This window comes from Chryseobacterium sp. W4I1, assembly GCF_030816115.1.
Taxonomy (GTDB): domain Bacteria; phylum Bacteroidota; class Bacteroidia; order Flavobacteriales; family Weeksellaceae; genus Chryseobacterium.
In genome coordinates this window covers 2,184,937-2,208,776 of record NZ_JAUSXQ010000001.1, presented here as the reverse complement: position 1 = coordinate 2,208,776, position 23,840 = coordinate 2,184,937, and the positions used below count along the sequence as shown (strand labels likewise).

General features: G+C 36.8%; 22 protein-coding genes and 1 pseudogene. 14 read left to right on the top strand and 9 right to left on the bottom strand.

What is annotated here, in order from left to right; genetic code table 11:
- Positions 1-67: 67 nt before the first annotated feature.
- Positions 68-1,030: a Gfo/Idh/MocA family protein gene (locus QF044_RS10320; protein WP_307266563.1), complete on the bottom strand. Its 963-nt coding sequence runs from the start codon at positions 1,028-1,030 to the stop codon at positions 68-70.
- 139 nt (positions 1,031-1,169) lie between these two features.
- Between QF044_RS10320 and QF044_RS10315 the strand changes: the two genes are divergently transcribed.
- Entirely contained in the window at positions 1,170-1,820 is a 651-nt protein-coding gene (locus QF044_RS10315; RefSeq protein WP_307271991.1) for a protein-L-isoaspartate(D-aspartate) O-methyltransferase, read from the top strand.
- Positions 1,821-1,831: 11 nt separating this feature from the next.
- Here QF044_RS10315 and QF044_RS10310 read toward each other — a convergent pair whose 3' ends face one another.
- Both QF044_RS10310 and QF044_RS10305 read right to left on the bottom strand, forming a co-directional pair.
- Positions 1,832-2,656: an SDR family oxidoreductase gene (locus QF044_RS10310; protein ID WP_307266561.1), complete on the bottom strand. Its 825-nt coding sequence runs from the start codon at positions 2,654-2,656 to the stop codon at positions 1,832-1,834.
- Positions 2,657-2,693: 37 nt separating this feature from the next.
- Positions 2,694-3,671 (bottom strand): 3-oxoacyl-ACP synthase III family protein, encoded by a 978-nt coding sequence (locus tag QF044_RS10305; protein ID WP_307266559.1) that lies wholly within the window; start codon positions 3,669-3,671, stop codon positions 2,694-2,696.
- A gap of 269 nt (positions 3,672-3,940) precedes the next feature.
- Here QF044_RS10305 and QF044_RS10300 point away from each other — a divergent pair, with 269 nt between their 5' ends.
- The 4 genes from QF044_RS10300 (at position 3,941) to QF044_RS10285 (ending at position 8,187) form a co-directional block, all read left to right on the top strand.
- Complete coding sequence (locus QF044_RS10300) at positions 3,941-4,918, top strand: D-glycerate dehydrogenase (RefSeq protein ID WP_307266556.1); 978 nt, start codon at positions 3,941-3,943, stop codon at positions 4,916-4,918.
- Between the two features lie 205 nt (positions 4,919-5,123).
- On the top strand, positions 5,124-5,414 hold the full coding sequence (locus QF044_RS10295) for a hypothetical protein (RefSeq protein WP_307266554.1): 291 nt from the start codon (positions 5,124-5,126) through the stop codon (positions 5,412-5,414).
- 252 nt (positions 5,415-5,666) lie between these two features.
- Positions 5,667-5,927, top strand: a complete 261-nt coding sequence (locus QF044_RS10290) for an endonuclease domain-containing protein (RefSeq protein WP_307266551.1) — start codon at positions 5,667-5,669, stop codon at positions 5,925-5,927.
- Positions 5,928-6,201: 274 nt separating this feature from the next.
- Positions 6,202-8,187 (top strand): urocanate hydratase, encoded by a 1,986-nt coding sequence (locus tag QF044_RS10285; protein WP_307266550.1) that lies wholly within the window; start codon positions 6,202-6,204, stop codon positions 8,185-8,187.
- Between the two features lie 107 nt (positions 8,188-8,294).
- On the opposite strand, the gene QF044_RS10280 is transcribed toward QF044_RS10285, so the two are convergent.
- The gene (locus tag QF044_RS10280) at positions 8,295-9,146 is read right to left on the bottom strand and encodes a DUF4435 domain-containing protein (RefSeq protein WP_307266547.1); all 852 of its coding nucleotides are present in this window, start codon (positions 9,144-9,146) and stop codon (positions 8,295-8,297) included.
- A 1-nt stretch (position 9,147) separates the two neighbouring features.
- Complete coding sequence (locus QF044_RS10275; RefSeq protein ID WP_307266544.1) at positions 9,148-10,488, bottom strand: AAA family ATPase; 1,341 nt, start codon at positions 10,486-10,488, stop codon at positions 9,148-9,150.
- Between the two features lie 460 nt (positions 10,489-10,948).
- Here QF044_RS10275 and QF044_RS10270 point away from each other — a divergent pair, with 460 nt between their 5' ends.
- The gene (locus QF044_RS10270; protein WP_307266542.1) at positions 10,949-11,674 is read left to right on the top strand and encodes a TonB-dependent receptor plug domain-containing protein; all 726 of its coding nucleotides are present in this window, start codon (positions 10,949-10,951) and stop codon (positions 11,672-11,674) included.
- 57 nt (positions 11,675-11,731) lie between these two features.
- On the opposite strand, the gene tpx is transcribed toward QF044_RS10270, so the two are convergent.
- Entirely contained in the window at positions 11,732-12,289 is a 558-nt protein-coding gene (gene tpx, locus QF044_RS10265) for a thiol peroxidase (protein WP_307266540.1), read from the bottom strand.
- Between the two features lie 177 nt (positions 12,290-12,466).
- Here tpx and QF044_RS10260 point away from each other — a divergent pair, with 177 nt between their 5' ends.
- The 3 genes and pseudogenes from QF044_RS10260 to QF044_RS10250 all read left to right on the top strand — a co-directional run bounded on the left by QF044_RS10260 (position 12,467) and on the right by QF044_RS10250 (position 15,589).
- The gene (locus QF044_RS10260) at positions 12,467-14,095 is read left to right on the top strand and encodes an NADP-dependent glyceraldehyde-3-phosphate dehydrogenase (protein WP_307266537.1); all 1,629 of its coding nucleotides are present in this window, start codon (positions 12,467-12,469) and stop codon (positions 14,093-14,095) included.
- Positions 14,096-14,249: 154 nt separating this feature from the next.
- Positions 14,250-14,751, top strand: a pseudogene (locus QF044_RS10255) (RNA polymerase sigma factor).
- 22 nt (positions 14,752-14,773) lie between these two features.
- A complete protein-coding gene (locus QF044_RS10250; RefSeq protein WP_307266532.1) occupies positions 14,774-15,589 on the top strand; it encodes a hypothetical protein in 816 nt (271 codons plus the stop codon).
- A 537-nt stretch (positions 15,590-16,126) separates the two neighbouring features.
- On the opposite strand, the gene QF044_RS10245 is transcribed toward QF044_RS10250, so the two are convergent.
- Entirely contained in the window at positions 16,127-17,659 is a 1,533-nt protein-coding gene (locus QF044_RS10245; protein WP_307266530.1) for a S41 family peptidase, read from the bottom strand.
- 168 nt (positions 17,660-17,827) lie between these two features.
- Between QF044_RS10245 and QF044_RS10240 the strand changes: the two genes are divergently transcribed.
- Complete coding sequence (locus tag QF044_RS10240) at positions 17,828-18,928, top strand: MBL fold metallo-hydrolase (protein ID WP_307266527.1); 1,101 nt, start codon at positions 17,828-17,830, stop codon at positions 18,926-18,928.
- A 1-nt stretch (position 18,929) separates the two neighbouring features.
- Here the strand turns inward: QF044_RS10240 and QF044_RS10235 are convergent, their stop codons facing one another.
- Positions 18,930-19,217 (bottom strand): GNAT family N-acetyltransferase, encoded by a 288-nt coding sequence (locus QF044_RS10235; protein WP_048506657.1) that lies wholly within the window; start codon positions 19,215-19,217, stop codon positions 18,930-18,932.
- A gap of 386 nt (positions 19,218-19,603) precedes the next feature.
- On the opposite strand from QF044_RS10235, the gene QF044_RS10230 reads away from it, so the two are divergent.
- From QF044_RS10230 to QF044_RS10215, 4 genes are all read left to right on the top strand, one after another.
- A complete protein-coding gene (locus QF044_RS10230; RefSeq protein WP_307266524.1) occupies positions 19,604-20,047 on the top strand; it encodes a hypothetical protein in 444 nt (147 codons plus the stop codon).
- A gap of 111 nt (positions 20,048-20,158) precedes the next feature.
- Complete coding sequence (locus QF044_RS10225) at positions 20,159-21,064, top strand: helix-turn-helix domain-containing protein (protein ID WP_373462680.1); 906 nt, start codon at positions 20,159-20,161, stop codon at positions 21,062-21,064.
- A gap of 88 nt (positions 21,065-21,152) precedes the next feature.
- Positions 21,153-22,154: an aldo/keto reductase gene (locus QF044_RS10220; protein ID WP_307266519.1), complete on the top strand. Its 1,002-nt coding sequence runs from the start codon at positions 21,153-21,155 to the stop codon at positions 22,152-22,154.
- 65 nt (positions 22,155-22,219) lie between these two features.
- Positions 22,220-23,212, top strand: a complete 993-nt coding sequence (locus QF044_RS10215) for an MBL fold metallo-hydrolase (protein ID WP_307266517.1) — start codon at positions 22,220-22,222, stop codon at positions 23,210-23,212.
- Positions 23,213-23,386: 174 nt separating this feature from the next.
- Here QF044_RS10215 and QF044_RS10210 read toward each other — a convergent pair whose 3' ends face one another.
- Positions 23,387-23,779, bottom strand: coding sequence for a DoxX family protein (locus QF044_RS10210; protein ID WP_307266515.1), 393 nt, complete (start codon positions 23,777-23,779; stop codon positions 23,387-23,389).
- Positions 23,780-23,840: the final 61 nt, after the last annotated feature.

Genomic DNA, 23,840 nt, shown 5'->3' with positions numbered 1-23,840 from the left:
CTCAAGTTAAAATAAAAAGGCTGTCATTTATTCAACGACAGCCTGGGATATTATATATTGAAGTTTTTTAAGAAATCAGTTTTACGATTTCCAGTGCCACCTTCAAAGCTTCTGTTCCGTCTGCCAGGGAAACCTCTACATTTTTACCGTCAGTGATAGCATCTGCAAAAGAATTTAATTCGTCTAATATGGCGTTATTTGGTTGAATATCAGGGTATTCAAATAAGATTTGATTTTTTTCTCCATCAGCATTTTCAATAATCATATCAAAAGGAGTAGGATGCTCCGGTGCATCTTTCATCCGGATCACTTCTGCTTTTTTCTCAAGGAAATCTACAGAAATGTAAGCATCTTTCTGGAAGAAGCGGCTCTTTCTCATCGCTTTCATTGAAATTCTGGAAGTAGTAAGATTTGCTACACAGCCATTTTCAAACTCTATTCTTGCATTGGCAATATCCGGGGTTTTGCTGACTACGCATACACCGCTTGCATGAATATTTTTAACCTTCGATTTCGCCATGCTCAATAAAATATCAAGATCATGGATCATTAAATCCAATACCACAGAAACATCAGTTCCTCTCGGATTGAATTCTGCCAGCCTGTGGATCTCAATAAACATCGGGTTTTGAATGTATTCTTTAGTAGCAATAAAAGCAGGATTGTATCTTTCTACATGTCCTACCTGCGCCTTAATACCGTTTTCCTGGCATTTATGAAGAATTTCTTCTGCCTGTTCAAGCGTTTGAGTTACCGGTTTTTCAATAAAAAAATGAAGCTTTTTTTCGATGGCTTTTAGGGCATAATCATAATGATAGACTGTAGGGGTTACAATATCCAGCATATCAATCTGATCAAGAAGATCATCAAAATTTTCAAAGTATTTATATCCGAATTCAGCTTCTATTTTTTTTCCGTTTTCAATATCTTTATCGTGGAAACCTACCAGCTCGTACTTATCTGACTGGTTAAGAAGTCTTAAGTGAATCTTTCCCAGATGTCCGGCACCTACCAAACCTGCTTTTAACATAGATTTTTTAATTTTGGTAAAGATAAGAATTTTAGGTATTAGGAAATACGTTGTCGTATTTAGGTTGATAAGTATTGATAGTTTTTTTACTTTTGTAGAAACTACTACCCGTAACCTAATAACTACTATCTTACTAATGATGCATGATTCGTTTGTACATAAAGGAAAAAGAAAAATCTTGGTCGAATATCTAAGACATAAGATCGGGATCTCAGATGAAAATGTACTTTCGGCAATGAGTGAAGTTCCGAGACATCTTTTTATTGAAAGTATTTTTGAGGATTTTGCCTATGAAGACCGGGCATTTCCCATTTTGTCACACCAGACTATTTCCCATCCCTCTACAGTAGCGGAGCAGTCCGAGCTGTTGCAGGTAAAGCCTGGCGAGAAAGTTCTGGAGATCGGAACAGGATGCGGATATCAGACTGCCGTTCTGCTGGCTATGAAAGCCCTGGTTTATACAGTGGAAAGGCAAAAAGACCTTTTTGATTTTTCAAAGAAAAAATTCCGTGAGCTGCATTTAAATCCGAAATTCCAGAGTTTTGGGGACGGTTTTGCAGGACTTCCTACTTTTGCACCCTTTGACAAGATCATTGTCACCTGCGGAGCCTCGGTTTTACCAACAGAATTACTGAAACAGCTTAATATTGGTGGAAAAATGGTCATTCCATTAGGACCTACTGATGAACAGATCTTATACCGGTTTACCAAAGCTTCTCCCACAGAGTTTGAGAAAGAAGAATTTGGAGCCTATAAATTTGTGCCCATGTTAGGAAGTACCAATCATTAGGCACAAAATTATTATCCCATAATGTGAAAACCTCCGTCTACATGGCGGATTTCTCCCGTTATTCTGGTCTCCTTTCTGAAAAGGTGAATAACTTCGTGCGCCAAATCTTCCGGCAGGGCATTTCCCAGCGGACTGATTCGGTTTGCTCTTTCTACATCTTCAATATTTAGAGTAGCATTGCCTGCTTTGCTTCCCATATAAGGCGAAAACCTAATAGCATTGGCTCTGATTCCGAATTTTTTTCCTAATTCATAAGCCATTTCCAGAGTAAGCCTTTCCAACGCCGCTTTAGCAATGCTGATATTGATATAGGGAAAGAATGATACTTTTTCTGCTGCAATATAACTGAGCGAGACAATAGAAGAACCATTCTGTAAAACACCGTTTGAAAGCAGAGCCTGGCAGATTGAGATCATAGAAAAAGCCGAAACATTCATGGTTTCATTAAATTCCTCGGGAGTAACTTCCAGCATAGGTTTTACCGACTTGTTCCGGATCGTTTTATCCATCGCTATTGCATGAAGGAATCCGTTCAGCTGAATGTCTTTTTGTTTCAGATCTTCGGACAGAAAATGCAAACTTTCGGATAAGGTGACATCCAGAGGGGCAGTATAGACATCTTTTCCCAGGACCTTTTGACAGGCATTTTGAAAATCATCATAATTCTTGTTCAGAAAGTCTTTTGCTTTTTCTGAAACATTTTTGTGAAAAGGAGTGATTCCCAATCCCGTACAGACTACATTTCCGTTGTTTTCAAGAACTTTTTCGGCGACTTTCATGGCAAGAGAATTTTCATCTGCAATACCGGTAATTAGAAAAGTTTGATTGTTCAGCATATTATTTTTTTGTTATTTTAGAATAGAAATAATTCATTTAAGATTTATAAAGAGCAGTTCCCCAGGTCCATCCGGAACCTACCGCTGCAAATAAAAGGAGATTTCCGGGTTGTATTTTCCCGCTTTTATAGGTTTCATCCAGTACAATAGGAATTGTTCCACCGGATGTATTGGCGTATTTATCCATATTCGTCATCACTTTTTCAAATGGAATATTCGTTTTTCTTGCCGTTTCCTGTAAAATCCGGATACTTGGCTGATGGGGAATTACCCAATCTACATCATCGGAAGAAAGCTGATTTGCTTCAAGGATTTCATCTATTGCTTCCGGTAAAACTTTGGTTGCTGTATTGAAAACTTCTTTTCCGTTCATTTGAAAATAATGCAGCTTCTGTTTTAACGTTTCTTCCGAAGCAGGCATTTCTGAACCTCCGGCCGGAATATTGAAATGGTATTTTCCACGTCCGTCCGCATGAAGCTTAAAATCTAAGAAGCCCTTATCTTCAGTAGTGGCAGAAAGAAGAATTGCTCCCGCACCGTCTCCGAAAAACACGGAATCTTTCCTTTCCCAGTCTGTAATGGTTGAAAATGTATCTGCTCCAATAACCAGAACGTTTTTATACATTCCTGTTTCAATGAACTGGCATCCTATGGCAATTCCGTAAAGCCCTCCGGAACAGACAGCAGAAATATCAAAGGCTACAGCCTGATAAGCTTCCATTTTTTCCTGAACAAAACAGGCGGTAGAGGGAGCCTGCCTATCGGGAGTAGAGGTAGCAACGATGATAAGATTCAGATCCTGTGGTTTGACGTCTGTATTCTCAAGTGCTTTTAAGCCTGCTTTGAAAGCAAGGTCGCTCGTTACTTCACCTTCTGCAATTCTTCTTTCTTTGATCCCCAGATTTTTATAAATCCACTCATCAGAAGAGCCTATTGCTTCAAAAAAATCATTTTTTAAAATTTTTGGAGGAACATATGAACCTGTTCCTTTTATGTATGCATTTATTTTTGCCATTATTTTTTTTCGTTTAAAAACTTAAGTAAAGCTAAAAACAAATATTCATATATTGATTGAATTTGTTAAAGTTTATGATTTATATCATTATTTTTTTTAAACTTTAAATAATATTTTATAGTTTGTATTGATTTATTAATAAATTATTAATCCTAACGAACGATAGTATTTTAAAATAAAAGGATTATTTTTTAGAAGAAGTTTCATGTCAGATAATAAAGAGAGGTTAAAATACTTCCCTACATTTGATGTAACGAAAAAATTAAATTATGAAAGTATTCGTCAATAAAAGAATTCCTGAAACGGGAATACATATGCTGAAAGAAGCCGGGCTGGAAGTTTTTATCCCGGAACATGAAAACCTGTCGCACGACGAATGGCTGAGCTACTGTCAGAGTCACGATGCTATTTTAAGTGTAGGCGGAGAATTTAAATACGATCAGGATTTTTTTGACCAGTGTCCCAATATAAAAACAATCGCTTTATATTCTGTAGGTTTTGATCATGTAGACATTAAAGAAGCTACCCGCAGGAAAATTCCGGTGGGAAATACTCCTGATGTCCTCAGTAAAGCTACTTCTGATGTTGCTTTTCTATTGATGCAGTCTGTAGCCAGAAGAGCAAGCTATAATTTTCAGAAAGTAAAGGATGGAAACTGGGGCGATTTCGATCCGCTTCATGCCTTAGGACAGGAATTATACGGGAAAACGCTGGGCGTTTTAGGCTTGGGAAGAATAGGTTTTGAAATGGCTGAAAAATCTCAGAAAGCATTTGATATGAAGATTATATACTACAATCGCCATCAGAATGAGGAAGCAGAGAAAGAGCTTGGTGCTACTTATGTTTCCTTTGAAGAACTTATTCAGCAGTCAGATGTGTTAAGTATTCACGCGAATTTTACACCGGAACAGAAAGATCTTTTCAATGCACCTGTTTTTGAAAAAATGAAGGATAATGCTATTTTCATTAATACGGCAAGAGGTGGTTTTCAAAATGAAAAGGATTTGTATGAAGCATTGGTTTCCAAACAGATTTGGGGAGCAGGTCTGGATGTAACCAACCCTGAGCCTATGTCTAAGCACAGTCCGCTGTTGGAGCTTTCAAATGTATGTGTATTGCCACACATCGGTTCTGCAACCCTGGAAGCCAGAACAGGCATGGCCAGAATTGCTGCTGAAAATATCATCGCTTTCTCTAAAGGAAAAAAAATACCTTATTGTACCAATCCTGAAGTGTATACAGAATAATTATACCAGAGATTATTACAGGTTTGTTTGTCTTTAATGTTACTTATAAACTCGAAAGGCTTAAAGATGAAAATAATACTATCCGGCGAAAAGTAGACAATAACAATCTCGTGAACTAGGTATTATATTTTTGTAAATCCATGACAATAAAAAGAAAGGTTGGAACCGTTTTTGTTCTGTATCATCTACATTAAATACTGATATTATGACACCAGAAGAAAACACCAACGAACAGGACAGAAAGCTGGAAGAAATGGATTACAGTCCCAGTGAAGATATTTTTAACAGAGAAGCCCATATTCCGCTTGATGGTGACGGAAATCCTATATTAAGCGAAGAGGACAATGATAAGATAGATAAGGGGCTGGATATTCCCGGTACTGATGATGACGATGATATGGAGGAAATAGGGTCTGAGGATGAAGAAAACAATTACTGGAGCCTCAGCGATAATGATGATGATCATGAGGAAGAAAATGATGATGTTCTTACTTAAATTCAATACCCATAAATAACAACCTTACTGATTTTCAGTAAGGTTTTTTTATTTTTGGAAAACATCAACCTTCCCGGAAGAAACATTCCCCTCCTCCGGAGGGGTGGATTCGACTGAAAGGAGAAGACGGGTGGTTTAAAAAGGAATACAAAAAACATAGACATGAAAGAAACCCTCACCTAAATCAACGGAGTTCCCATCTACAGGAACTTCGTGGAAAGCCTACCTTATAATCCTCAATTAAAAGCTTTATTGAAAGAAAAACGTAAAGCAGACATTCTCGGTGAAGTCCTGTTCTGGAAGAAGGTTCGGGCAGGAACATTTCATCGGATCGATTTTGACAGGCAGAGAATTATCGGGAATTATATTGTTGACTTCTATGTGAAGACTTTGGGGTTGGTAGTTGAAATCGATGGTACAAGTCATGATGATAAAGCTGTTTATGACGGGATCCGGCAGCAATATCTTGAATCATTGGGACTTGTTGTCTTCAGGATTATGGATTTGATGTGAGGAATAATTTGGGCGTTGTGATGATGGATCTGGAGTATTTTATTATTCAGCATTTCGGGACCACCCCGTCTTCCGAAATTCTTTGAATTTCGGAATCCACCCCTCCGGAGGAGGGGAATGTTTCGGACGGTGGTTTTATTATATGAAATATAGATCAGAAGATTGGTGGTCGGAGCGGAACAGCAAATTTGTCTTTTCCTTGCCTATATTTTCTAATTTGAATATCTTTAAAACTTCAAACATTTAATCTAAACATTGAACTTTAAATAGCAATATGACATTTCAAGAACAGATACAGCAGGGGATCCCTGATCAGCTGCCACAGCCTAAACCATACGAAACCAATATCAACCATGCGCCGAAGCGTAAAGAAATTTTAGGAGAAGAAGAGAAAAAGCTTGCCCTGAAAAATGCATTACGCTATTTCGACCCGAAGTTTCATGCGGAATTACTTCCTGAATTCAGGGAAGAGCTGGAGAAGTATGGCAGAATTTATATGTACCGTTTCCGTCCCGATTATGAAATGAAAGCAAGGGATATTGCAGATTACCCCGGAAAGTCTGAGCAGGCAAAAGCCATTATGCTTATGATTCAGAACAACCTGGATTATGCAGTGGCACAGCATCCTCACGAACTGATTACTTACGGAGGAAATGGGGCGGTATTTTCCAACTGGGCACAGTATCTTTTGACCATGAAGTATTTGTCTGAGATGACGGATGAGCAGACGTTAACGATGTATTCCGGGCACCCGATGGGATTGTTTCCTTCTCATAAAGATGCTCCGAGAGTGGTGGTAACGAATGGGATGATGATTCCAAATTATTCCAAACCGGATGATTGGGAAAAATTTAATGCTTTAGGGGTTACCCAGTATGGACAGATGACGGCGGGGAGCTATATGTATATTGGTCCGCAGGGAATTGTTCACGGAACTACCATTACCGTTCTGAATGCGTTCAGAAAAATTAAAAAGGAGCCGAAGGGAGGGCTTTTTGTGACTTCCGGATTGGGAGGAATGAGCGGGGCTCAGCCGAAAGCAGGAAATATTGCAGGCTGTGTTACCGTATGTGCTGAAGTAAACCCAAAGATCACCAGGATCCGTCACGAGCAGAAGTGGGTGAATGAGATCTATGAGAACATGGATGAATTGATAGAAAGAGTAAGAAAAGCTCAGGAAAATAAGGAAACCGTTTCTCTTGCTTACCTTGGCAATATTGTGGAGGTTTGGGAAAAATTTGATGAGAAGAACTTAAAAATAGATATAGGATCAGATCAGACATCACTTCACAATCCTTGGGCTGGCGGATATTATCCGGCCGGACAGAGCTTTGAGGAATCCAACAGGATAATGGCGGAGGAGCCCGAACTGTTCAAAGAAAAAGTTCAGGAGACTTTAAGAAGACATGCTGCGGCCATCAATAAGCATACCCAGAAAGGGACGTATTTCTTTGATTACGGAAATGCCTTTTTACTGGAAGCTTCAAGAGCCGGAGCAGATGTGATGGCAGAAAATCCTACCCTTGGAAGGGAGTTCAAATATCCGAGCTATGTTCAGGATATCATGGGGCCTATGTGCTTCGATTATGGTTTCGGGCCGTTCCGTTGGGTATGTGCCAGTGGAAAGCCGGAAGATTTGCAGAAAACAGATAATATTGCATGTGCTGTTTTGGAAGAAATGGTGAAAAACTCTCCCGAAGAGATCCAGCAGCAGATGAAAGACAACATCCAGTGGATCAAAGGCGCTCAGGAAAATAAGCTGGTAGTCGGTTCACAGGCGAGGATCCTGTATGCCGATGCAGAAGGAAGAATGAAAATTGCCGAAGCCTTCAATAATGCGATTAAGAAAGGAGAGATTGGTACTGTAGTTTTAGGCAGGGACCACCATGATGTTTCCGGTACGGATTCGCCGTACAGGGAGACTTCCAATATCTATGACGGTTCTAGGTTTACCGCAGATATGGCCATCCACAACGTGATTGGTGACAGCTTCCGTGGGGCTACATGGGTGTCTATCCATAATGGCGGCGGAGTAGGCTGGGGCGAAGTTATTAACGGTGGTTTCGGGATGCTCCTTGACGGAAGTGCCGATGCCGGCAGAAGACTGAAATCTATGCTTTTCTGGGATGTAAACAACGGAATTTCCAGAAGAAGCTGGGCCAGAAATGAAGGCGCTGTTTTTGCCATTAAAAGAGCGATGGAAGCAGAACCGAATCTGAAAGTAACGCTTCCGAATTTTGTGGATGAGAGTTTGTTTTAAAACTTTTTAGATATGAAAAAACCTGCCGTGAGGCAGGTTTTATTATTAGAGAGGAGTAAATTTAAGCTGTGGATTCCTCCAGAATTTGTTAATAAATTTAGTGAAAATTAATTATTAATATAATGTTCGATATTTGTTTTAAGTTCAGTAAAATTCGAAATATCAACTTCTTTAGCTAATTTATAAGTTAGTGATTCTAATGAATATTGCATGATTAAATTTTTTGATTTTAATAAATCGTTAATAATTATTAATAAATGCTTACCAGGAACATTCCTTATTACGTCATCAGTATTTCGAAAATATCTTTTGTACTTTTTTGCTTGTCCTTTTAATGTTAATCTTCTATCTCCTAATCTTAGTTTATATTCAATATCACTTATATAATCAGGAATGAAACTTCCCTTGTAACTAAAATCTGTATTTATGTTAAAATCACGACTAGTATTTATATTATAGTATTGTTCTCCTAGTTCAAATTTTTGAATAATGATAAAAATAATTGCTAATTCTTTTAAACAAAGAATATTATTTAATACACTTGTATGACTATACAATAAATCTATATCATTATCCTTAAGTTTTGGAGATTTTTCTTTTATTAGTTCATAAAATGATTTTTTGCTAATTAATAAATTTTCAATCGAATAACCTTTAAGGTAAAACAAATTATCATATAATTCAGTCTTATTTAGAATATCATCAAAGTCTTTATCTACAATATATACTTTATTTTTATTCCCAATATTCAATATGCAATCATCTTTAACATTCTTTTTACCGTTTAAAGGAAATATTTTTTCAAATTTTACATCTGAGAAAAGATTTTTTAGAATATGGTAATATAAATTTTCTTGTTCTGTATCTTCAATATAGAATTCAACATCGTTGAATTGTCTATACAAAATATTTTGCCCTCTTAAAAAGGAATCAGAAAGAATAGGTAAAAATTTGTTCATATTAAGCAGGCATTATTACAATAGCTCTATCTTTTTTGTTTCCTACCAAGATTGGAGAATGTGTAGCTAAAATAATTTGATTATTAATATCTAAAACCTTTTCTAATTGAGTAATAAAATTCTCTTGCCAACGTAAATGTAAAGATAGTTCTGGTTCATCAATTATAAATATTTTATTCTCAATCCCACTAAATGCTATATATGCGAAAAGAACTAAGATTTGTTCCTCACCTGAAGAAAGAAACTTAATATCATTAAATTTAGTAATCAATTTTCCATCGAAATCTGTTGTATGAAAATATATTTCCGAGGTTTCTTCTTTGAAAACTAAAATTTTATTAGAATCTTTAAAAAATAAGTTTATAGTTTCTAAAAAGGTGTTTATTTTAAACAATGAACTATTAGTTTCTTTTTCAAATTTTTCAAATTCTTTTAGTAATTTTATTGTTTTACTAAACTGATTAGCATTTAGGTTATAAAGGATTTTAATAACAGGGTCTTCTGAATTCTCAAATTTTTTTGTAATATTCTCTAAATTATCAAAATATTTATCAATAATTGAAAGTTGAGTTGCATCAAATGAATCTTTTTCAAAATTTTCAAAATAATCTTTCACACGTTTTTTTGTAATAGATATTTGATTCAAATGAATTTTATAGCTTTTTTCACTTGATAAACTTGTTTCGTCAACACCAGCTTCAAAAGCTGATAACATAATTTGATTCTTTAAATTATTTGTAAGTTTAAGAATCTTGTTTTTACTAATGCGATATTCCTTATTCAAAAGCTCTTTAACTTTAATTATTGGGGATTTATTAATTAGATTGTGCTTATTAATGCTATGGCTTCTAATTTTTGAGTCATCAATGTAAATCTGATTTGACGATTCTGTATATAAACTTCTATCGAGACCTATAATTGTTGGTTTTGGTAAATTTGAAATGAATTGCCAAGTTTCAATTTCTTTCTCATCAGGACTTAAATTTGAATATAAATCAATTATTTCGTCTAAATCATTATTGTTATAATTATGCCTTATATTGACTATTAAAGGATTAAATTCCTTGCCTTTCGATTTAATTTCGTAATTAAATATTTTTTTGTCATTACTACAGATAATTTTATATTCAACACCCTTAAGATCAATTGTTAGAGTTACTTTTTCAAAGTTTGTTGCACAAAGATTGTTTATTGATGGAGTTAAAATCCAATTTATTAGATTAAGTATACTCGTTTTACCTGCTCCATTTATACCTACTAGTAAAGTCATGTCGTCAAAAAAAGTGATATCCTTATTAAGATATCCAAATAAATTCTTGACTTTAATATTTTTTATTTTCATACACATTTAAAATTAACTTCAACAGATCTTCAGATTTAGATGCTGTATTGTATAATTACCAAATATATAAAAAAGAATTTACTCACACTTACGGGAAACCGTAATCCCAAACATCCTGTTTACAGCCTCCCCAACACCTCCGCACCTCGAAAACACTAGTAAAACAAACCTCCCGATTTCTTCGGTGGTTCCAAACACTATTGTTTACCACTTCCGGAGATCTCCGCAAGTCTCCTGCAAGTTTCGGGGATTTCCGTACAACTCCGGAGATTTATTTAGTGGGTGTTTGTAAGTAAACAACTTTTTATATATTTGGTTTTTAATTAACTAAAACACAGACAAATGAAAATTGCACTCACGAAACTGAGTACTAAAGATCTTGCGACTTTAGCTCAGAGAATTATTACGCACAGTTTCCAACCTTTTTAATACTTCCTGCATCTTTATAGAAAAGAGACCAATGAAAATCACAATACCAACACCATGTCATGAAAACTGGGATATCATGACGCCCGAAGAAAAAGGAAGATTCTGCTCTATATGTTCCAAAACAGTAAGAGATTTTACAGTAGCTTCCGATGAGGAAATTATAATTGCTTTTTCAGACCCTTCAGAAAAGGATATCTGCGGAAATTTTTATGAATCCCAGCTGAACAGGAATTTGCAATATTCCTATCTCAATTCGGTTTTTGTGAAGTTTGCAGTAGGCTTTATTCTTACCACCGGAGGTTTGGTTTCTGTACAAGGCCAGCAGAACATAATAAACGATACTTTAAAAGCGGAACAATTAGAAGTCGTGCTGTACGGAGTGAAACTAAAACAAAAACAGCAGCAGATGGTGGCCGGAGCCCCTATGGTACAACAAAACCTTCTGGTGAATACCAAAGAAAACAAGCCGGAAGAAATTATATCAAAATCCCAGGGATTAGTGATCAGTCAGCCGCCACAAAACAAAATGGGCAAGCAGGAAATAAGAATAGGAGGAGCGAAGTCATCTATGCCGGCAGAACAGCCTTTGGTAGTAATGGATGGTAAAGTGATCAGTATAGAAGAATTCGGGAAGGTTGATACTGAATCTATAAAGACCATCAATATTATAAAAAACGGATTTGCAATATATGGTGAAAAAGCACGAAACGGAGTTGTAGTGATTACCACGAAAAAGAAATGGAGAGTGAGGAAATAAACAGGCTTCGGCGATCGAAGATCGCCGAAGCCTGTTATAATTACTGATAACTAAAGCTTAGTTTTTTACTGCCTTAATTGCAGCTTCATAATTAGGCTCGTGCGAAATATCATCCACCTGCTCTTCATAAACAATTTTGCCTGCAGGATCAATCACCACAACAGCTCTGCTCAACAGACCTTTCATCACAGAATCTGTGATCTCCACGCCATACACTTTCCCGAAATCCGAACGGAAATCCGAAAGCATCACCACATTTTTAATTCCTTCTGCACCGCAAAATCTCTTTTGGGCAAAAGGAAGATCTTTGGAAATACAAAGAACCACTGTATTCGGAATATTGGCCGCATCTTCATTGAAATGATGTACCGAAGCCGAACAAACTCCCGTATCTACACTTGGGAAGATATTCAGGATAATGTATTTCCCTTTGTAAGCATCCAAAGTTTGGTCTTTCATCGTAACATCCGTAAGCGTAAACTTAGGAGCAGCTTTATTCACTGCCGGCAATTTGGAATACGTATGCACGGGTTTTCCTCCCATCAGAACAGTATTCTGGGCAAAGCTGAATACTGAGAAAAGAAATAATGTGCTGAAAATTAATCTAGATACCATGAATTTTATTTTTAAACAAAATTATTCTTTTTTTAGGAGCTGTTCATTAATTTTAATTCAAATAGACGTCAAATAGAGCAAATCTATCAGTCAGCTATTTTTTTAATCAATTGTAACATCTACCTTTATTCTGTAAAAGCTAAAATTTTACATTCAACTCATCAAAAAAATAAATTTATGGATTCAGTAAACAAGCGGTCATTGCAGGATATTTTTAAAAGTGAAAACGAAATTCCCGAAGAATATAAAGTTTCCGAAATCCATCAGAAGGTCTATCTTCTGAACGGAGAACTGGTAGAATGGAAAGGGGAGACCCAAAACATCTATTCACCCATCTGCATCCCTACAGAAAACGGACTGGAAAGAAAGCTCCTTGGAAGCATCCCCAATATTAGCCCCAAAGAAGCCATGGAAGTTCTTGAAGCTTCTGTAAAAGCCTATGATAACGGTTTGGGAGAATGGCCTACCATGTCCGTTGAAGGGAGAATTAAATGTATGCAGAAATTTGTATACCTGATGATAGAACAGCGCGATCTTGTCATTAAACTCCTGATGTGGGAAATCGGTAAAACGCTGGCAGATTCCACGAAAGAATTCGACCGTACTGTGGATTACATCAACCAGACGATTGATGCGCTGAAGGATCTGGATAGGGAGTCTTCCCGCTTCCAGCAGGCAGAAGGAACCATTGCACAGATCAGAAGAGCTCCGCTTGGCGTTGTTTTGAGTATGGGGCCTTTCAACTATCCTTTAAATGAAATTTTCACTACCCTGATCCCGGCACTGATCATGGGAAATACTATTTTGTTTAAACTTCCAAAGCATGGTGTACTGGCTCATTATCCCTTATTGAATGCCTTCAAAGAAGCTTTCCCGAAAGGAACGGTCAATACCCTTTACGGAAAGGGTTCAGAGATCATCACCCCAATCATGGAAAGCGGAAAAGTAAACGTTCTGGCCTTCATTGGTTCCAGTAAAGTAGCAAACGGACTGAAAAAGCTGCATCCTAAAGTGAACCGCCTGCGTGCCATCCTGAGCCTGGATGCCAAAAATGCAGCAATTGTCACCAGAAATGCAGATCTTGACGTTGCGGTGAGTGAATGTATTCTTGGGGCATTATCCTTCAACGGACAGCGATGTACAGCATTGAAGCTGATATTTGTTCAGAAAGAAATTGCTGACGAGTTCACCCAAAAGTTAAGTGCCGCAGTTTCTGCACTGAAGCCGGGGCTTCCGTGGGAAAAAGACGTGAAAGTAACTCCGCTTCCGGAAGTCAATAAACCGCCATACCTGAAAGAATGTATTGATGACGCTTTGGCGAAAGGAGGGAAGATTTTAAATGAAAATGGAGGCTTTACGGAAGAATCCTTCGTCTTTCCTGCCGTAGTTTATCCGGTGAACAGCGATATGAAGCTTTATCACGAGGAACAGTTCGGGCCGGTAATCCCAGTAGTCCCTTTTGAAGATATAGAAGAACCTATAGATTATCAGGTAAATGCCTCGCATGGGATGCAGGTGAGCATTTTCAGTGAAGATCCGCAGGAAGTTTCAAGGCTGATTGACCCGTTTGTGAATCTGGTGAGCCGTGTGAACATCAATTGCCAGGCGCAACGCGGACCGGATGTCTTTCCATTTACGGGACGTAAAGACAGCGCAGAAGGAACACTTTCTGTTTTTGATGCACTTCGTTCATTCTCAATTAGGTCTCTGGTAGCCGCTAAACTGACGGATTCCAATAAAAAATTATTAAATACCATTGTAAGAGAACATGATTCTAACTTCTTAAGTACGGACTATATTTTCTAGTCCATATTTTAACTCTATTTAACATAAAATAAAAATTCTCAAAAAATTTCCGTGTTTTTTGAGAATTTTGTATTTTAAACCGTGTTAAATTTGGTTTTTGTGTTAAAAGTACAGTATTTTATTGAATTATTTCTGTACAAGTAGAGTTTGGAGTATGTCTTTAATGGAAAAAGAATTTTTAGAGAAAAATTGAGAATCATAAAGGTGTTATTTTCAAGATCTCTAAAATGTATATGGACGATCGTGATGATCAGAATGATCTTTATCAGGAGATTATTTATCAGGCCTGGAAATCATATGGCGATTTCCAGAGGAAAAGCGACTTCTCTACATGGCTGTACAGAACAGCACTTAATACAGCTATTGTATTTCTGCGTAGCGAAAAAAAACGTAGTTTTATACAAAATCAGGGAATAGAGAATCTTGTTGTTCCGCAGGAGTCCTATAATGATGCTGATGACAGAAATATGAAGCTGATGTATGAGGCTATTCAAAAGCTGAGTCCTATAGACAAAGCACTTATTTTTTTCTTTTTGGAAGATTTTCCGGGTAAAGAGATTGCCCGCCAGCTGGGCATAACAGAGGTAAATGCACGGGTAAAGCTGAACCGGGCTAAAACAAAGCTGAAAGAAATCATCGAAAAACAAAAGGAATAAGGCAGATTTAAAACAAAACCACATGGAGTTAGAAAATTTTAAAGAACTTTGGGATAAAGACAGCAGGCAGGATCTGCCGGAAATCTCTCTGGAAAAGCAGGATGAGATCCACTCGCCGATGCGAATGCTGAAGATCAATATGGAAACGGAATTCTGGCTGATGGTAGTTACCCTTCCTACACTTATGATAGGATTTCCGTTTGCTTCCGGAAATAAGAATATCATCATCATTTCAGCTTTTGTCGTCACCCTCACCCTTGCCTTTATTATTTATTTCTACTCCCGTTTTCTTAAGCTTTACAAAATGCTGTGCAACAGCAGTATCAATACGAACTATGATCTGTTTAACCTGAGAACACAGCTCCTTATATCGAAAGAAATCTATATTTCCTATTATATTTCCTACATTCCACTGGCTTTCATTTTATCCCTGATCAAAATTGATTTTCATTTTGAAATGGCCTATAATCTTGCTATTTTCGGGGTAAGTTTCCTGATCACGCTAATCTTGGTTTGGTTCATTATCAAGTATTGGATGTATTATATGTACGGAAGGTATATAGAAGATGTTGTACGCCTGGTAGATGAGCTGAACGAAGTGGAAACAAAACAGGCAAAAAACCGTAAAAATTCATGGTTTGAACGTTCCCAGAGGTTTTTTATGAATAAATTCGGATTAAAAGGAAATATCCTGAATACTATTTTATGGTTTGTATCAGTGTATATTTTTATCATTATATTTTTAACAGCAGTGCTTGTAATTTTTATTACCATTGGGGTCAAACTTAATTTTATTGATCTCACTACACTTATGAAAGCACTCGAAAGACTAAATTAATTTTTTAATATCCAGAAGAAAGAAGATCAGAATATTAAGGAACTAAATTTTCCACAGAACCAGCTCCGGTAGAAAATTTCTGTCGGAGCCGATTTTTTTTATTAAATGGCAATACAAATACCAACACATAAAAAGTGCTGTACCAGAAGGCTATAGAAGATAAGGGAAAAATTAAAAGAGTAAAATATTATTTTTTAATATAAATTTTTCTCTAATTGTTGTAACATTTTTGTTTTTTTTCTACTAACTGTGAGAAATGTAAAGTGTTAGTAATCTAATTAGACTTGGGATTGCTTAAGATTTAAACTGACTGTTCATATCAAAAACTTTACTGATCAAAATTATTTTGAAGATTCTGTTTTTATGAAACAGAGTTGGAGGGAGAACTTAAAAAAACACACAATGGAACCCGGCAGAAATTTTTCTGCCGGGTTTTTTATCTTTTCTGCCAACATCAGTAATCCTATGCTGAAAGTCTATGATTTTTTAAAGGACTTTGTGACACAATCCAACCTTAATAAACATTTTATAATGGACTTATTTGTTCTTTTTCTCCTTTGCAATTTCATTCTTTACCCAGTCCAGCTGCGGATCTCTTTTCTTAATGATATCCTGCATGCTTTCGGTAATGGTAATATCAGGAGCCACCCCTTTTTTAGTATTCAAAAAATCAATATTCGGCTGTACCAGCAAAAGGCCGATAGGAAGGTTGATCTTTGAATTGGGAAGCTTCTGGTAAGAGTAAAACCCGGCAACAGTTCCGTCATTGGCACCCCCGGTTTCTTCCCCTACGAGAATTGCTCTTTTGTCATATTTAAGCTTTGCTGTAATGATAGACGAGGCTGAAAAGCTTCCCCCGTTGATCAATACAAACACCTTACCATGAAAAGCATCCTTATTAGGCTTTGTAGGCTTGTCTGCCTTCATTTTATAATAGATCTTTCCATCTTTTTTATAAGTGCTGAAGGTCTGCGCAAATACGTACGTGGGATAGGCAAGGCTTTTAAAAGCGTATTCAAAAGCGGTGCTTTTTCTGAAGTAATTGGTTTTCAGCGGGGTAATCCTTGAAGCAAGTTGCGAGGGCTTTATCAGGACATAAGGTTCAGGAGCCAGATAAGAATACAGGTTGTTGATCTCGTGCAATGATCCTCCGTAATTATTACGGACATCTATGATGAGGTATTGGGATCCGGCGTTTTTTATTTTTTTAAAAGTTTCCTTATAGAATTTCTCTGAATAATCCCTTGAAAAGCTTTTTACTTTAACATAAGCAGTCGTGCTGTCTTTATCGAGGAATTTAAAACTCCGGTTATAAGAATTGCTTGATGCTACATAATCATTGACTTTCTTTTCAGGCGTACGTTTTTCCTGCGCTTTGTCCTGTTCTTTGTCGTCTTTAGATTTGGATTCACGAAGCAGAGTGTAGGTGTTTTTTTTGCCTTTGTAAAGTGTTTCTATAGAGGCGGAATTTGTAAATCCGTTTTCTGCCGTATAAAAATTAAAGAACACATCCTTTAAAAAATAGGATTGGAAAGTAGTGTTAAACCCATCGCTGCTGATGAGTTTTCTGTATTTATTTACATATTCAGAAACCGGAATATGGTTGATTGATAAAACTTCCGTTCCCGGCTGTATGTTCTCTATTGAATCTTTATTTTGAATGATGAATAAATGATCGCCTTTTATATAATATTCAAAACGGCTGAACAACCCTTTTTTATTCTCAAGATTTTTAATCTCCTTCTTGGTAAACTTCCTTCTTGGAATTCTCAGAGACAGATGTCCTTCTTTGATATCAGCGATCACCGGCTGCAATTTAAAATAAAACTGAAGCGGGGTCAGAGACTCATGGATTGTTCCCTTAAGACTGTCAAATTTATGATCAAGTTCCGGCTTGGAAATATACCAGTAAAGCTGGGGATGCATCTGCTTAAGTTTTGAGTAGGCGTAATCTACATCCTCTTTAAGCTTTTCGGGTTTGATGCATGAGGCTCTCTGATCATTATGCCTTCTGATAGATGCACATGAAGAGAGCGCTGCTGCCAGCAATATAATCGAATAATTTTTCAACGTGTTTTGTTTTTTTTCAGTCGGCTAAGTTAAAAAGTTTAAGATTATTTTTATTGAATTAAATAATAAATTATTCAGAAAGCTTTATAAATAAAGTTAAAAATATACCACATATGCGCCCTATTTTTATACAAAATTAAAAGTCAATACCTTTGCAGAATTATTTTAATGCAGATGATATATTTGATCATAATACTTCTTGTTTTGGCCATAGCCTATTTTGTAGTGATGGAACTTCCGGCATTCGGAGCGGCGCCAAAGGGCAGAAGGCTGAAAAGGATAAAACAGTCTAAGCTCTATAGAAAAGGGCAGTTCCGTAACATCAGTCACACACCTTCCATTACTGAAGGTTATAGCCCGATAAAAGTCACGTATGATTTTATTTTAGGTAAAAAACATCCCTTGTTAAAGCCTTCAAAAGCTATTGCTTCTGTTTATACAGATCTAAAAAAACTTCCGAAAGACCAGGACATTTTCATATGGCTGGGACATTCCTCTTATTACCTGCAGACTGATGGTGTTTCCTTTCTTGTAGACCCGGTTCTTAGCTTGTACGGTTCTCCCTTTAAGTATTTTAATAAAGCTTTTAAAGGATCAGATCTTTTTAAGCCCGAAGATATTCCGGAGTTGGATTACCTGATTATCACCCATGATCATTTTGATCATCTAGATTATCCAACGGTAAAATCCATTAAAGACCGCACGGGAAAAGCTATTATTCCTTTGGGTGTTGGTGCACACCTTGAAAAATGGGGTTATGACGAAGAAAACCTGATTGAAGAAGAATGGGATACTGAAGTCCTTTTAAAAAATGGTTTGAAAATCACTTTTACTCCGGCCAGGCATTTTTCCGGAAGAAAGATAAGGCAAAACAATACACTGTGGGCTTCCTATGTCCTGGAAACCCCTTCAAAAAAGATTTTTTTGGGTGGAGATAGTGGCTATGACAGCCATTTTAAAATGATCGGTGAAAAATTCGGGCCTTTTGATTATGCTGTTCTAGAGAATGGGCAATATGATGAAGCCTGGCGGTATATTCATGCACTGCCTGAAGATGTAATCCAAATTGCTGTTGATTTAAAAGCGAAGCATATTATACCGGTTCATTCTTCAAAATTTGCGCTGGCTCTTCATCCATGGTATGAGCCGCTTCAGAAAGTGGCGGCTTTAGGGAGAGAAAAAAATCTCAGTATTCTTACCCCGAGGATTGGGGAAATAGTAGATGTGAACAGTTCCGACCACCAGTTTGGAAATTGGTGGTCAGATTGATTCAGGCATGCCAGATGTCCTTATATCTTGCCGGATGGTTTTCAAACTGCTGGCGCACAAAATCACATTCAGGGTCTACCAGGAGATCTTTTTCTTCAGAGTACCGTACCAGTTCGTCCAGAAGCATTTTGGCGTATCCGTGTCCCTCACGCTCTTCTGTAATTTTGGTATAATAAACAATCAGCAGCCTTCCGTCTATTTTTATCGACATATATCCTGCCTTTTCTCCGTCAATTAACAGCTGCAGTTCATCCTGATACGGAGATATCTCAAACTTTATATTTTCCATAATAATTAAAATTTGGTTGAGTTAAAAATAACTTACATGAATTATCAATATAGCAATCTAATGCATTATCAGTCTTATAATCTGTATCAGATTTGTACTTCTCACTCTTAAAATTACAAATTTAAATCATATAAAACATGAGTTTTGAGAAAACTTAACGAAATTTTAAGTCCTTTTTTATACCAAAGAAAAGGGTGCTGAAGAATAACAATTACTAAGAATGGATTAGTCTCGATCAATTTGTTGTAATAATTACCTGAATTCCATTGTTATATCATGAAATTTACGAGGGTCCGTGTTTTTTTTAACAAAGATTATGATGGTGTTTAAAAGATTTGGCATTTTAATTGACAATGCTAATACAGTTTAACTTTAAAAAACTTAAGATGAAAAAAATATTATTTGCATTACTGCTCACAGGGACATTCAGTCTGAGCTTTGCACAGTCAGATTATTACAATGATTACAGAAGAAGCATTTCAGATGTGAACTGGCAGTCGGTGGCTACGGAACTTCTGCTTTCTGCTGTACAGGTGAAACAGTTGAATACTTTAAATGACAGGTACAGCAATTATGATTCCTGGAACAGGGTCTATGTAAGCCAGCCGGACAGATGGAGAGAAGACCGTTACTATGAGATAGAAAGAATACTGGGACGCGACAAATATACTAAGTTCAAAAAGAATTATTATAAAGGCCAGAATCCTGTAGCAGTTTATAACCGCAACAAAAACAATTACAAGAAGTATAATTCTAAAGAGTACAAAGAATATAAAAAAGAATACAAAAAAGCATATAAAAAAGAAAATAAACACGGACATAACCATTAGACCAGTTTATCAACTATATATTCAGTTTTAAACGGCCGGCATATTTGCCGGCCGTTTTTTATTTTTAAATTGATGTGGATTTTATTTGTTTGAATTTTATAACTTAGCATGATGGATTCTAAAGAAACAATAAAAGAATTTTATCTGAGGAATGCCTCCGTGGTGAGGCTGGAAAGTTCTGCGACAACAGGTGTAGGACATTTTAATGTTTTTACACGGGAAAGCTGCTCACTCATGACTCCTTACAGCAGAAGGGATTACTATAAGATCTCATTAATCATAGGAAAGGGAAAACTTCATTATGCCGACAAATGGATCTATGTAGATAGGCCGGCACTGTTGTTTTCAAACCCAATAGTTCCTTATTCGTGGGAAGCGGATAATGAAGACCAGACAGGATGGTTCTGTCTTTTTACAGACCAGTTTCTGCAGAATGGAATACGCCTGGGGAACCTTTTGGATTCGCAGCTTTTTAAAGTGGGTGGTACCCCGATTTTTTTTATAGATGAAGAGCAACAGAAGACTGTTTCAGCGCTTTTTACGAAAATGATGGAAGAAATTCAGTCAGAATATATTCATAAATATGACATGCTGCGGGCTTGCCTCCATCTTTTGATCCATGAAACGCTGAAAATGCAGCCTGCAGAAAATTTTGAACCTTATCAGAATGCCTCACACAGAGTAGCTTCGCTATTTATGGAGCTGCTGGAAAGACAGTTTCCTATAGACAGTCCCGAAGCATTTCTGAAATTAAAAACGCCCAATGATTATGCCCGAAGCCTTTCTATTCATGTCAATTCATTGAATCGTTCCGTAAAAGAAATGACAGGAAAGACAACGAGTCAACAAATCGCTTTAAGAACTATTCAGGAGGCTAATGCTTTATTGAAACATACGGACTGGAATATCTCAGAAATTGCCTATGGATTAGGGTTTGAAGAACCTGCTTATTTTACCAACTTTTTTAAAAAGCAGACGGGATTAGCGCCTAATGCAGTAAGAAATGCATTTGTTTGAATTTTATAATTCTTAGTTTGAATTCTATAGAGTCTCCCATTGGTTCTTGTTCTAATTTTGTTCTATTAATTTAAAATCACAATCCATTATGAAATTCAGAAAATTAGGAAACACAGGAGAGCAGTTATCTGCAGTAGGTTTAGGATGTATGGGAATGAGCTTTGCATACGGCCCGGCTGATGAGCAGGAGAGCATCAATACGCTGCATAAAGCTTTAGATTTAGGGGTTAATTTCTGGGATACGGCAGATATGTATGCTGCGGGAGAAAATGAAAAACTGATCTCAAAAGTTTTGGTTCCAAATCGTGATAAAATCTTTATTGCTACCAAATTCGGATTCAGGTTTAAAGATGGCAAACCTAGCCACAGTGCTGCTTCCGGAACTTACTTTGACGGTTCACCGGAGTGGATCAGAAAGGCAGTTGATTTAAGCCTTCAGAGATTGAAAATTGATACTATTGATCTTTATTATGCCCACAGGGTAGACCCGAATATTCCCGTAGAAGAAACAGTAGGAGCTATGGCAGAGCTTGTAAAAGAAGGGAAAGTAAAATACCTCGGATTATCAGAAGCTTCTGCTGAATCTATAAGAAAAGCGAATAAAATTCATCCAATTACTGCATTACAGTCAGAATATTCTATCCTCACCAAAGATGTAGAAAAAGAAATACTTCCGACCATCAGAGAACTTGGAATCACACTGGTTCCTTATTCGCCGCTGGCAAGAGGACTTTTCGCCAATATCAACGAAGTACAGAATTTTGGTGACGAAGATTTCAGAAAAACATTACCCCGTTACCAGGAAGAATATCTGGAAAACAACAGGAACCTGGCGAGAGAAATTAACGAATTTGCGCAGTCAAAAGGTGTAAAAGGAACCCAATTAGCCTTAGCATGGGTATTGAACCAGGGAGAAGATATTATCCCGATTCCGGGAACGAAACGTATCAAATACCTGGAAGAGAATATTGCAGCTGTGAATATTGATCTTTCACAATCAGATCTTGAAACAATTGACGCCCTTGTGAAAAAATATCCGAACGTTGGTGAAAGATATACTGAAGGCTCTATGAAATTGGTCAACAACTAAAATTATTATCTACGGATCATGGATCAACGATCCATGATCCGTAGTGTTAAAAAACACATATTATAATGAATAGAAGAGAACTTTTAAAAAACGGACTGATGGCAGGTGCATTAAGTATCGTTCCTTTTTCAGACGTGTTTGCTGAAACGAAAATAGGTTCAGCAGATCTTGGGGAAGATCTTTCAGGATTTAAAAAAATCAAACTTGGAGAACTGGAGCTGTTTATTCTTACGGACGGATATATTCATGAAAAAAATATTGATGGATTTTCTCCGCGTGCAAATGTTTCCCAACTAAAAACCATTCTCAGGGATAATTTCCGCTCCGATGAGTCTATTGATATGGCCATGAACCTGATGCTTGTTAAGACTAAGAACAGACTTATTTTGCTGGATTCAGGAATGGGGATTTTTGCGGATGAAAGAACCGGGTTTCTTTTAAAAAGCCTTCAAAAAGCAGGATTTTCTCCGAAAGACATTACAGATGTTTTTATTTCCCATGCTCATCCTGATCATATTGGTGGAGTTGTAGATAAGCAGAATAACCTGGTATTTCCCAATGCAGATCTTCATATTTCAAAAATCGAGCATGATTTCTGGCTTCAGGCTTCCATCAAAGATTTTAAAAACAGCTATCTGAAAACCCAGCCGGAATTTCTTAACCAGATTATTCCGCCTATTCAGAATATCCTGAAAACAATCCGTCCTAAGCTAAAGTTTTATGATTTGAAAAATACTTTGTATGATCATTTCAGTTTTCAGCTGGCCCCTGGACACACACCCGGACTTACAGTTATGACCATTTCTTCCGGTAGCGAGAAGCTCATGTATATTGCGGATCTTATTCATTCTGATGTCATTCTTTTCCCGCATCCTGAATGGGGATTTTCCGGGGATACCGATTTGGATATTGCTACGGAATCCCGTAAAAAACTCTTGCAACAACTGGCAGAAACAAAAACCAAAGCTTTTGCCTATCATCTGCCATGGCCCGGATTGGGTTTTACCAAAAAAGAATCTGCAGGATTCAGATGGGTTCCGGAGATTTTTATGAGTTGATGGGAGTATTGATTTAAAATTGTTTATTTAAGGATCTAATTTATAAACTTAAATTTTCTCAACATAATTTAAAAGATAAATCCTCTCGTTTTCGGGAGGATTTATTATTGGTAAATGTAAAATTGTCTGTCTGGTATTTGAGACCAAAACTTTAAAGACTGTTATTTTCTGCTGCTAAGCTTCCCCGAATACAAGTTCAGAAGAATATAGTTTTCTAAACATAATGTACGTCACAGAAAGTACGGCAAAAGCAATTACTGCGTCTATAGTTGCCGCAAAGCCAAGCACTGCAATTTTTGAAAAGAAAGCGAAGATAATGTCAAAAAACATTCCTGCAAATACCCATTCTTTCAGTCTTAATAAGCGATTCGGGAGAAGAAGGACTATAATTCCGCTTAATTTGAAAACTCCCAACAGGTAAATGAAGTGTGGAGGATAGCCAAGTTGCTGCGTGGTTGTCCAGACCAACGGGTTTTTGGTGAGTTCAAAGAAGCCGCTTGCTCCAAACCAGAGTGACATAAAGATAGCTCCTGACCAATAGATGATTTTTGTTGTTTTTGTTTTCATTGTTTTATTATTTTAAGTTTATAGAATTTTAATTTTAGATCGCAGTGACACTAATTTTTTT

Bases quoted from the DNA above. Each gene is read 5' to 3' on its own strand.
- QF044_RS10250 (WP_307266532.1), top strand. From the start codon at position 14,774: ATGGAGTTAGAAAATTTTAAAGAACTTTGGGATAAAGACAGCAGGCAG.
- QF044_RS10320 (WP_307266563.1), bottom strand. From the start codon at position 1,030: ATGTTAAAAGCAGGTTTGGTAGGTGCCGGACATCTGGGAAAGATTCAC.
- QF044_RS10295 (WP_307266554.1), top strand. From the start codon at position 5,124: ATGACACCAGAAGAAAACACCAACGAACAGGACAGAAAGCTGGAAGAA.
- QF044_RS10235 (WP_048506657.1), bottom strand. From the start codon at position 19,217: ATGGAAAATATAAAGTTTGAGATATCTCCGTATCAGGATGAACTGCAG.
- QF044_RS10275 (WP_307266544.1), bottom strand. From the start codon at position 10,488: ATGAAAATAAAAAATATTAAAGTCAAGAATTTATTTGGATATCTTAAT.
- tpx (WP_307266540.1), bottom strand. From the start codon at position 12,289: ATGGTATCTAGATTAATTTTCAGCACATTATTTCTTTTCTCAGTATTC.
- QF044_RS10270 (WP_307266542.1), top strand. From the start codon at position 10,949: ATGAAAATCACAATACCAACACCATGTCATGAAAACTGGGATATCATG.
- QF044_RS10260 (WP_307266537.1), top strand. From the start codon at position 12,467: ATGGATTCAGTAAACAAGCGGTCATTGCAGGATATTTTTAAAAGTGAA.
- QF044_RS10285 (WP_307266550.1), top strand. From the start codon at position 6,202: ATGACATTTCAAGAACAGATACAGCAGGGGATCCCTGATCAGCTGCCA.
- QF044_RS10300 (WP_307266556.1), top strand. From the start codon at position 3,941: ATGAAAGTATTCGTCAATAAAAGAATTCCTGAAACGGGAATACATATG.
- QF044_RS10315 (WP_307271991.1), top strand. From the start codon at position 1,170: ATGCATGATTCGTTTGTACATAAAGGAAAAAGAAAAATCTTGGTCGAA.
- QF044_RS10310 (WP_307266561.1), bottom strand. From the start codon at position 2,656: ATGCTGAACAATCAAACTTTTCTAATTACCGGTATTGCAGATGAAAAT.
- QF044_RS10280 (WP_307266547.1), bottom strand. From the start codon at position 9,146: ATGAACAAATTTTTACCTATTCTTTCTGATTCCTTTTTAAGAGGGCAA.
- QF044_RS10305 (WP_307266559.1), bottom strand. From the start codon at position 3,671: ATGGCAAAAATAAATGCATACATAAAAGGAACAGGTTCATATGTTCCT.
- QF044_RS10225 (WP_373462680.1), top strand. From the start codon at position 20,159: ATGGATTCTAAAGAAACAATAAAAGAATTTTATCTGAGGAATGCCTCC.
- QF044_RS10210 (WP_307266515.1), bottom strand. From the start codon at position 23,779: ATGAAAACAAAAACAACAAAAATCATCTATTGGTCAGGAGCTATCTTT.
- QF044_RS10240 (WP_307266527.1), top strand. From the start codon at position 17,828: ATGCAGATGATATATTTGATCATAATACTTCTTGTTTTGGCCATAGCC.
- QF044_RS10230 (WP_307266524.1), top strand. From the start codon at position 19,604: ATGAAAAAAATATTATTTGCATTACTGCTCACAGGGACATTCAGTCTG.
- QF044_RS10215 (WP_307266517.1), top strand. From the start codon at position 22,220: ATGAATAGAAGAGAACTTTTAAAAAACGGACTGATGGCAGGTGCATTA.
- QF044_RS10220 (WP_307266519.1), top strand. From the start codon at position 21,153: ATGAAATTCAGAAAATTAGGAAACACAGGAGAGCAGTTATCTGCAGTA.